Origin of the sequence: Burkholderia sp. MSMB1498 (assembly GCF_001526245.1) — a bacterium.
In the GTDB taxonomy this organism is placed as follows: Bacteria; Pseudomonadota; Gammaproteobacteria; order Burkholderiales; family Burkholderiaceae; genus Burkholderia; species Burkholderia savannae.
Map to the genome: position 1 here is coordinate 24,108 of NZ_LOYJ01000002.1, position 7,138 is coordinate 31,245.

General features: G+C 58.4%; 10 protein-coding genes and 1 tRNA gene. 2 read left to right on the forward strand and 9 right to left on the reverse strand.

Going from position 1 to position 7,138, the window contains the following annotated elements; all coding sequences use genetic code 11:
• Window positions 1-63 precede the first annotated feature (63 nt).
• Both WS91_RS00255 and WS91_RS00260 read left to right on the forward strand, forming a co-directional pair.
• Window positions 64-154: transfer RNA gene (locus WS91_RS00255), tRNA-Ser, on the forward strand.
• A 96-nt stretch (window positions 155-250) separates the two neighbouring features.
• Complete coding sequence (locus WS91_RS00260) at window positions 251-832, forward strand: recombinase family protein (RefSeq protein WP_059669549.1); 582 nt, start codon at window positions 251-253, stop codon at window positions 830-832.
• Window positions 833-1,105: 273 nt separating this feature from the next.
• Here the strand turns inward: WS91_RS00260 and WS91_RS00265 are convergent, their stop codons facing one another.
• The 9 genes from WS91_RS00265 to WS91_RS00300 all read right to left on the reverse strand — a co-directional run bounded on the left by WS91_RS00265 (window position 1,106) and on the right by WS91_RS00300 (window position 7,020).
• On the reverse strand, window positions 1,106-2,482 hold the full coding sequence (locus WS91_RS00265) for a type II secretion system protein GspD (protein WP_231751953.1): 1,377 nt from the start codon (window positions 2,480-2,482) through the stop codon (window positions 1,106-1,108).
• Window positions 2,479-3,591 carry a zonular occludens toxin domain-containing protein gene (locus WS91_RS00270; protein ID WP_059669550.1) on the reverse strand — a complete coding sequence of 371 codons (1,113 nt, stop codon included), beginning with the start codon at window positions 3,589-3,591 and terminating at the stop codon, window positions 2,479-2,481. The genes WS91_RS00265 and WS91_RS00270 overlap by 4 nt, the downstream gene beginning before the upstream one ends.
• Before the next feature lie 7 nt (window positions 3,592-3,598).
• Complete coding sequence (locus WS91_RS00275) at window positions 3,599-3,892, reverse strand: DUF2523 family protein (RefSeq protein WP_059669551.1); 294 nt, start codon at window positions 3,890-3,892, stop codon at window positions 3,599-3,601.
• Between the two features lie 8 nt (window positions 3,893-3,900).
• The gene (locus WS91_RS36615; protein WP_197422198.1) at window positions 3,901-5,565 is read right to left on the reverse strand and encodes a hypothetical protein; all 1,665 of its coding nucleotides are present in this window, start codon (window positions 5,563-5,565) and stop codon (window positions 3,901-3,903) included.
• Between the two features lie 130 nt (window positions 5,566-5,695).
• Window positions 5,696-5,905 (reverse strand): hypothetical protein, encoded by a 210-nt coding sequence (locus tag WS91_RS00285; protein WP_156432252.1) that lies wholly within the window; start codon window positions 5,903-5,905, stop codon window positions 5,696-5,698.
• A gap of 53 nt (window positions 5,906-5,958) precedes the next feature.
• Window positions 5,959-6,252, reverse strand: coding sequence for a hypothetical protein (locus WS91_RS35335; protein ID WP_156432253.1), 294 nt, complete (start codon window positions 6,250-6,252; stop codon window positions 5,959-5,961).
• A 2-nt stretch (window positions 6,253-6,254) separates the two neighbouring features.
• Window positions 6,255-6,458 carry a hypothetical protein gene (locus WS91_RS00290; protein WP_059669554.1) on the reverse strand — a complete coding sequence of 68 codons (204 nt, stop codon included), beginning with the start codon at window positions 6,456-6,458 and terminating at the stop codon, window positions 6,255-6,257.
• 2 nt (window positions 6,459-6,460) lie between these two features.
• On the reverse strand, window positions 6,461-6,763 hold the full coding sequence (locus WS91_RS00295; RefSeq protein ID WP_059669555.1) for a hypothetical protein: 303 nt from the start codon (window positions 6,761-6,763) through the stop codon (window positions 6,461-6,463).
• Complete coding sequence (locus WS91_RS00300) at window positions 6,742-7,020, reverse strand: hypothetical protein (RefSeq protein ID WP_059669556.1); 279 nt, start codon at window positions 7,018-7,020, stop codon at window positions 6,742-6,744. The genes WS91_RS00295 and WS91_RS00300 overlap by 22 nt, the downstream gene beginning before the upstream one ends.
• Window positions 7,021-7,138: the final 118 nt, after the last annotated feature.

A 7,138-nucleotide genomic window follows, 5' to 3' on the forward strand; every position in this document is an offset into this window, starting at 1 on the left:
GTCGGCAAAAGGGTGTTCTATAATCTTCGCTTCGCCGGGACGACCTACCGGTGAGCGAAAAAAGGAAAGGTGGCAGAGAGGTCGAATGCGCCGGACTCGAAATCCGGTATACGGTTATACCGTATCGTGGGTTCGAATCCCACCCTTTCCGCCAGATAAAACGATTCTTTCTACAGTTGCTTAAAAGGGCTTCTGTTCGGGGAATTGAAAGGCACATGATGTGGAAAAATCTTTCGATTTTTCCACATCCATGAGAATCGGTTACGCCAGAGTTTCCACGCAAGAACAGGAAACGCGAGCGCAAATCGACGCACTGACGAAGGCCGGCGTCGATGCAATCCACGAAGAAAAACGGTCCGGCGCAACTCTGCGCCGACCTGTCTTAGACAAACTCCTCAGAAACCTCAAGCGCGGCGACACTCTTGTCGTCTACAAGCTCGACCGCATCGCGCGATCGCTCAAACACCTGCTGAGCATCATCGATCGATTACAGGATCGAGGCGCGGGCTTCGAAAGCCTTACCGAGCACATCGACACTAACTCCCCCGCTGGTCGCTTGATGCTCCAAATGCTTGGAGCCTTTGCCGAATTCGAACGCGAGATGATCCGCGAGCGGACGAAAAGCGGTATGCAGGCCGCCAAGAAGCGCGGCATTCGCCTAGGTCGACCGCGAAGCCTTGAAAGCGAGGACGAGCGCCGCGTCGTGCGCCAGTGGCGCACTGGACGCTACACGCTAACCGCGCTCGCCCACGAATACGGCGTTCACCTATCGAGTATCAAGCGTGCGATCTACCGCGCCGATCAACACTCCCAGCCGCTGCTCATTCAGTAAAAAGGCGGATTTGCAGGAGGGGGGAGGGGAGGCGGCAATGCTTCCGCTCACCACCCTATCGAGTACCCGCTACTCGGTCCGGCAAGCCGCGCTGAGCCGCGCGACGACCGCTCGAACTCCGCATTGCCGCCGTCGCCCTACGTCGCTTCGGTTGCGGCCGGACACTCCCAACGCTAGACGCACGACCTTTTGTTACGCCCGCGATAGAGGTAACGATTGAATAGAAAAAGCCCGCTGCGTGCGGGCTTTTTCTTGCGCTGCGGCAGGAGGGCATCAAATTTTCGTTACCTGTAACACGAGAACGATCTCGGTGCTATCCGTCGCGTCATTGTGGCCGTTCATCCATTTCGGCAAAAACGACAGTCCCGAACGCGAGCGCGAGTCGTGTGACTGGATCAGCCCGCCGATCACCGCGACATCGCCTTCCTTCATCGCCGTCACGGTTTGCAGCTTGCGCGTGTTCTTCGTTGGCGACGTGTTGACGCCTGATGACGTACGCACGAAGTCGGAAATCTCCTCCTGCACAGCGAGTTCGATCGTATCGTGCATCACCGTCGGCTGCACGTCGAAGATCACGCCGGCATCCTGATACACGATCGACTGCACCGGCGTTCCGCTTGACCCTTGATAGCTCACCTGTCCCTGCGTTGGCACCTGCTGACCGACGTTCAGCCGCGCGCGGTCTCCGGACAAGACCGTCAGATTAGGCCGCGTCAGCACCTTAAATCGACTGTCCGAATCCAGCGCCTGAATGCCGACGTTCAACGCGTTGCCCGCGTGCAGTTGCACCACCGCTGCCGACGGGTCGCTAAGCCCGTTGCTGATGCCGAGCACCGAACCAAGCACGCTGACCGCCAGAGAAAACCCCGACTGATCCTGCGTCGTGTTATTAACCTCGTACACCCATGCTCGCAAGTTCACCTTACCCCGCGGCACATCAATCATTGGCAGCACCTTCTGCAATGCCTCGACCTCAACCCGCGTGCCCAGGAACACCAACTGATCCGAACTCTGATCGATCAAGGCCGCTGCTGACTGTTGCGGCACGTCCTGTATCACATCGCCCTTGCCCTGCAACGCCGCGATTCCACCGGCCGACACGCCGCGTTGCGTCGTGAACCGGCCGCCAACCAGCGGCTGCACCATTCGCATCAGGTAATCGGCCTTGCGGTAGCGCGGCGCATAAACGAACGGCACGCGTACATCCTTGGGCTGATCCGCGTCTGGCTTCTTGCCGATAAAGTCTACGCCGTCACGCACCGTCACCGCGTACCCGAGCGAATCGAGAAACGCCGACAAGAACCCGCGCAGGTCCCCATCGCTCGCCTTGTAGCGAAATGAGACTTGACGCTGATCGGCTAGCACATCTGGCCCGATCACATGCGGCGTCTTCACCGCGTTCTCATACACAAAATCCACGAGGAAAGAGACGGTCGCAAACCTCAGATCGAACAGATTGCCGCTTGAACGCTGCACCATCGGTTGCAATGGTGGAACCGGCGCGGGCAACCCCACCGACACATCTGCCGCTCCACCAAGCGACGCCAAAGTAGGCAACGGCGGCACCGCCACCGGCGACGACGTTGGCTTATCAGCCAGCGCAAGCAGCGGCCACATGACCAGAAGCACGAGCAGACGCTTAACGCTCATTTTGCATTACCCCCCGGAACAAAAGACGACCAGCTCGAAGGCTTCGAACCAGACCACGTTGCAACGCGCTGACCATCCACACGGCCCACCGTTGCAGCGCCGGCCCCGTTAAAAGCAGAGGGCGAATCTACCCGCAGCCGCCCCGAGGAATCGGCCAACACGACGTAGTGAACATCGCCAGACTGGAAACGCCCAACCACTCGCCACGTGTCCGATACATCTGGCGGGTTGGGTGCCGCAGCAGGGACAGGCACTGACATCACGCCACCCGACACGCCTAGCCCACCGCCTGGAGTCGGCGAAGCGACAGCAGCCCGGCCTTCCACTGACTTCTCCGTCTTGCGAGTAAAGAACCCGACCGCGAGCCATAGTCCGCCACCGATCAAAACCACCACCGCACCCGCGATCCACCACAACTTGCGATCGAGCAACACGTTCTGCCGTGCATCCACGACCGCCTCCTGTCCGGCCCCGCCCGCGTAGCTCTTGTAGAGCGGGAAAATTTCCGCCTTATAGGCCTTGTAGTACGTCGCAACACGGGTCTTTGCGTTCTGCTTCCAGCCGTCGTATTGCTCGACCCGATACCGTGACGGCGCACCGAATGCCTTCAGTTTATGCATCACAAATGTCAGCTCGAGCACTGGCCTCAGCATTCGATGCAGATCGCCAACCGACTGCACCATCAGCACCACGTCGCACGCCAGCCCCGTATCAGGATTGACGAAATGTCGGTGCATGCGAAAGAAGGCGACGTGCTCCTTCGACAACTTTTCGCCAAAGGCCCATAGCTTCCACGCCTCATCGATCGCCAGCAGGTCGCCCGGCTCGACAAGCCCCGGAGTCACTGTGGCACCATCTGCTCCCTCAATTTCCACCGGGAAAAAGCCACTTTCCTGCACGCGGTCGGTAGTCACGTGCACGACCCGCCCGAGCTTCTCTCGATCAAGTCCTCGCTTTTCAATGAGGTAGTCGTGCACCGCTTCTTCGTTGATGCCGTCGATGTTCGTTACCACTCGCCGACCGCGTGCAATCGCGTCGAGCACCGGACCGGATACCACTTCGTACGACTTGCCGGAACCCATGATTCCGCAGTACGCGTTGATTGCCATAGCGCCCTCAACCAATGAACGGAATGCGCCGGATGACGAAGCGAGCGCCCCACGCTGAGACAATGAGCGGCGCGCCGTAGCTGACGGAGCAAAGATCTAGGAAGTACCAGACACCTGAGCCGGTCGCACCAAACGCCTGTGTCAGTGATGCCGACGTAGGCAGAATGCCTTGCTCCTGCAGATAGGGAATCGCCTCAGTGACGAAGAAATACAGCGCGAAATAGAACACGAACTTCACCAACACCGAGCGCAGCAGCCACGACAAGATCGACCACCCGGCCGAAATCAAAATTGCGTACATGGATCACCTCAAGCCGTAAGGACGATGAATACTGACGCGAGCAGGAAAACCACCGCGAACACCGCACTGATCGCCTTTCGGTTTTGCTCGAACAGTGTGCAATGCTGATCCATCGTGTAGGAGTGGCCAAACATCGAAAAGGTCGCTGTTGGGCATATGCCTGTGTGCGCCGGAACCTGAAACGCGCCGAACCCCGGAAGCATGTTCATGATTGGCCCCAGGATCATTTGAATCGTCGGTGTATTTTCTAAGGATGGCTTATCAGTTTTTGGGTCGGGACCAAAATCAACCTCGCAGACTGGCTGTCCCGGTGCACCGCATAGTTGCCCGTTACCCGATCCCGCTCCGGGGTTCGTGCCACTGCCCGGACTCGTGCCAGTACCGGGGTTCGTGCCAGTACCGGGGTTCGTGCCAGTACCGGGGTTCGCGCCGGTGCCGGGGTTCGTTCCCGTACCGGGGTTCGTGCCGGCGCCCGGATTAGTGCCGGTTCCGGGTTGTGTTCCTGTATCCATACCCGGATTAACGCCCGGAGTCGTATCGACCGCCCCCGGCCGGCCCGAGATAGGAAGCCCGCCAACCGAACCCGCCTGACGCCCCTGAGTGCCAGCACCCGCACCGGTCCCGAGCGCATCCCCAACGGTCGGCGTCCATCCCGGATTCGCGCGCTGCCACTGATAGGCGTCATCGTAGGTGATCGGGTTATTCACGTCGTACGGGATGCCCTGATATCCGGGCAATTGCGATGCCAACTGCCAAAGATCATTTGTCGTAGTGGACATCAACTCCGGATTGATCATCCGCTCACTCTCGCTATCCGGAAGCGCCTTAATAGCATCGCTAAGCGTCATCGTCTCTACGTTGCCACCGCCCTGATATTGACCGCCCGCCTGCAACGGGTTCGGGGGTGTTCCCTTCCGCCCCTGAAACCCCATTCGTGACTTGAAGGAGGACGAAGGATTGCCCATATCGGTGTACAACATTTCGCACACAGCAATGTCGTCCGGCTCTTCACATTTCCCCGTGAAAGTAATCGCGTATGCAGTCGGACGGCCACCAGCCGGGATAATAGGATCTTTATTCTTTACCATCTCAAACTGGGTACCATTTGCCGCCCAGACGGTCGCAAGATCACCAAGCTTCTGAAAATAGACAAGTTGCGTTTGCTTCGAACGATATGTAATGGGTTGCGGAAACAGATACCCTTCGTAGTAGTCCGATCTTCCTCCGGGGGGCTTCGTTACGTCCACCTTGCCATCTTCATTGAATAGCCACTTCACCAACCCATCTAATCCCAGACCTATCCCCCAGTTCACAACAGCGCCAAGCACCGCCCCAGCTACCATCCCGAGCCAGCCGCCACCAGCGCCAACACGAGCACCGTTAGCCGCTCCGGTCGCGACTGTCTCGATTGCCTCTACCGTTTTCGTCACCTTTACGTCCGTGACGTCCAACCCCCTACGGCCCGCTTGCTGGTATATAAGCCCCGACGTTTGAGTCTGGACCTTTCCATATGAATAGGGCGTGGTCGGATCGACATAGCTTCCGGTGATGTTTCCCTTGGCATCGAACACAATCACCGTTCCCGCCTCAGCTTTGGACAACGCACCCAGCGCGAGGAGTACGCACAGAACTTTTTTTGAGCGCATGGTCATCCCTTCAATCCAGTCACGCATGCCCAGCCGCAGACCATGCCCCACGAGAAAATCACCAAATACCACCCGTCCGATACTGTCATCATTCCGCCCCCGTAAACGCAAAAAGGGGAGCCCTGCGGCTCCCCAACTCGACAACGGCCGCGCTAGCTTACAGGCCCTTCACGGCGCGCAGAGCGAACTTCGCACCACGCCACGCGACGTACACGCCGACCATCACCGAGGCGACGGCCATGATCACGGTGATGACCGTGCTGAAATCCACAGCCGCCGTGAGCTGCGTGAAGTCCGGCGCGGTCGATGCGGCGTTCGCCGTCACCGCCGAACCAGCCACTGCCGCACCAACTGCATACTTCTTCATTGCTTGAAACATTGATTGGCCCTCAAAAAAAACCGGGAAGCGCCCGGCACGCATCACCCCCGCTTGATCAACGCGAGAATGCTTCCCGCGCTGGAACTCACCATCCAGATACCAACAACCATCGTGAATGCCAGTGCGAAGAAACCGCCCGCAGCGGCGTAATCAAAGGGCATCGCGAGCCCATCGAAAAAGCCCGCGCTTGCTGGATCAACCACATACGCCTGCTGCGCTTGAACATGAAAATACTGAGTGCCCGAAGGAGGGCATACTTGCTGATCTACTATCGATGACCGATCCGACGTTACGGGCACACATAGCAACACGTTCTGCACAGTGCCAACCGACACACTTAATCCTCCTTTCGAACAAAGATCAGCGGCACGACGTCGAATGACCCGTCGCAATGGTCAATTCCGGCTTCATATGCTTCGCCGATATCCTCGAATCCACCCGCATCACGTAGGCGATCGGTCCGGCCCACGTCCCCGGAATCAGGCCGCAGGAAACCACCAGAAACAAGGTCCTGCACCACGTACACGACCCTGCTGTCCATGATCAGCCCTTCGCCGCGCGAGCGGTCGGCGTGAGCGAGTGCATGATGGTTTTCTGTGTCTTACCGTTCGTGACGATCTCCAACTCGGCCGTCGCTTCGAACGGGAAGGGCAGATGCTTGTACTTCTCGAACTCGGCAGACGTGCCGAGCGTGAACTCGGCGACGGCGAAACCCTTGGCGGTCCCCTTCGAATCGTCGAGGCTCGTCTCGGTGTAGACCTTCGTACTGTCGAACGCAGTGCCGTTGTCCATCTGACCTTTGCTCGACTTCATACCCATCACTTTCACTTCGCTCTTGAATCGCATCGCTCGTTTCCTTTCTCACTGGCCGAAAAAAAGACCGGTTCCTCTGTCCAGCCGTCGTCAGAGGGGTCTAAATCGTTATAGGGTTTCGTGATGCCGAAAACGTGCATCGGGACTGCGCATGTCTCGTAATCGGGCACCTTGAGGCGCTCGGGCCAATCACCGGAATCGTTCGTGATCGCGTCGAGGAAATCGGCGTCGCCCAATAAATTGCGCAGGACGAATGCGTACTTCCCGTAGCTCGTGCGGATGTTCTTCAAGCTCGCATCGACGTTAATCTCTGCCGCCTTGCGCTTGATCTGTAAGCGCCTGAGCAGTACCGTAGTTCAGGTTGTTGACGACGGAGATTCGCGGCGCTATCGGATGGGCTCGACGCGA

What these genes read in the sequence shown, in the direction of transcription:
- WS91_RS00260 (WP_059669549.1), top strand. Translation starts at nt 251, where the DNA reads ATGAGAATCGGTTACGCCAGAGTTTCCACGCAAGAACAGGAAACGCGA.
- WS91_RS00265 (WP_231751953.1), bottom strand. Translation starts at nt 2,482, where the DNA reads ATGAGCGTTAAGCGTCTGCTCGTGCTTCTGGTCATGTGGCCGCTGCTT.
- WS91_RS00270 (WP_059669550.1), bottom strand. Translation starts at nt 3,591, where the DNA reads ATGGCAATCAACGCGTACTGCGGAATCATGGGTTCCGGCAAGTCGTAC.
- WS91_RS00275 (WP_059669551.1), bottom strand. Translation starts at nt 3,892, where the DNA reads ATGTACGCAATTTTGATTTCGGCCGGGTGGTCGATCTTGTCGTGGCTG.
- WS91_RS36615 (WP_197422198.1), bottom strand. Translation starts at nt 5,565, where the DNA reads ATGCGTGACTGGATTGAAGGGATGACCATGCGCTCAAAAAAAGTTCTG.
- WS91_RS00285 (WP_156432252.1), bottom strand. Translation starts at nt 5,905, where the DNA reads ATGAAGAAGTATGCAGTTGGTGCGGCAGTGGCTGGTTCGGCGGTGACG.
- WS91_RS00290 (WP_059669554.1), bottom strand. Translation starts at nt 6,458, where the DNA reads ATGGACAGCAGGGTCGTGTACGTGGTGCAGGACCTTGTTTCTGGTGGT.
- WS91_RS00295 (WP_059669555.1), bottom strand. Translation starts at nt 6,763, where the DNA reads ATGCGATTCAAGAGCGAAGTGAAAGTGATGGGTATGAAGTCGAGCAAA.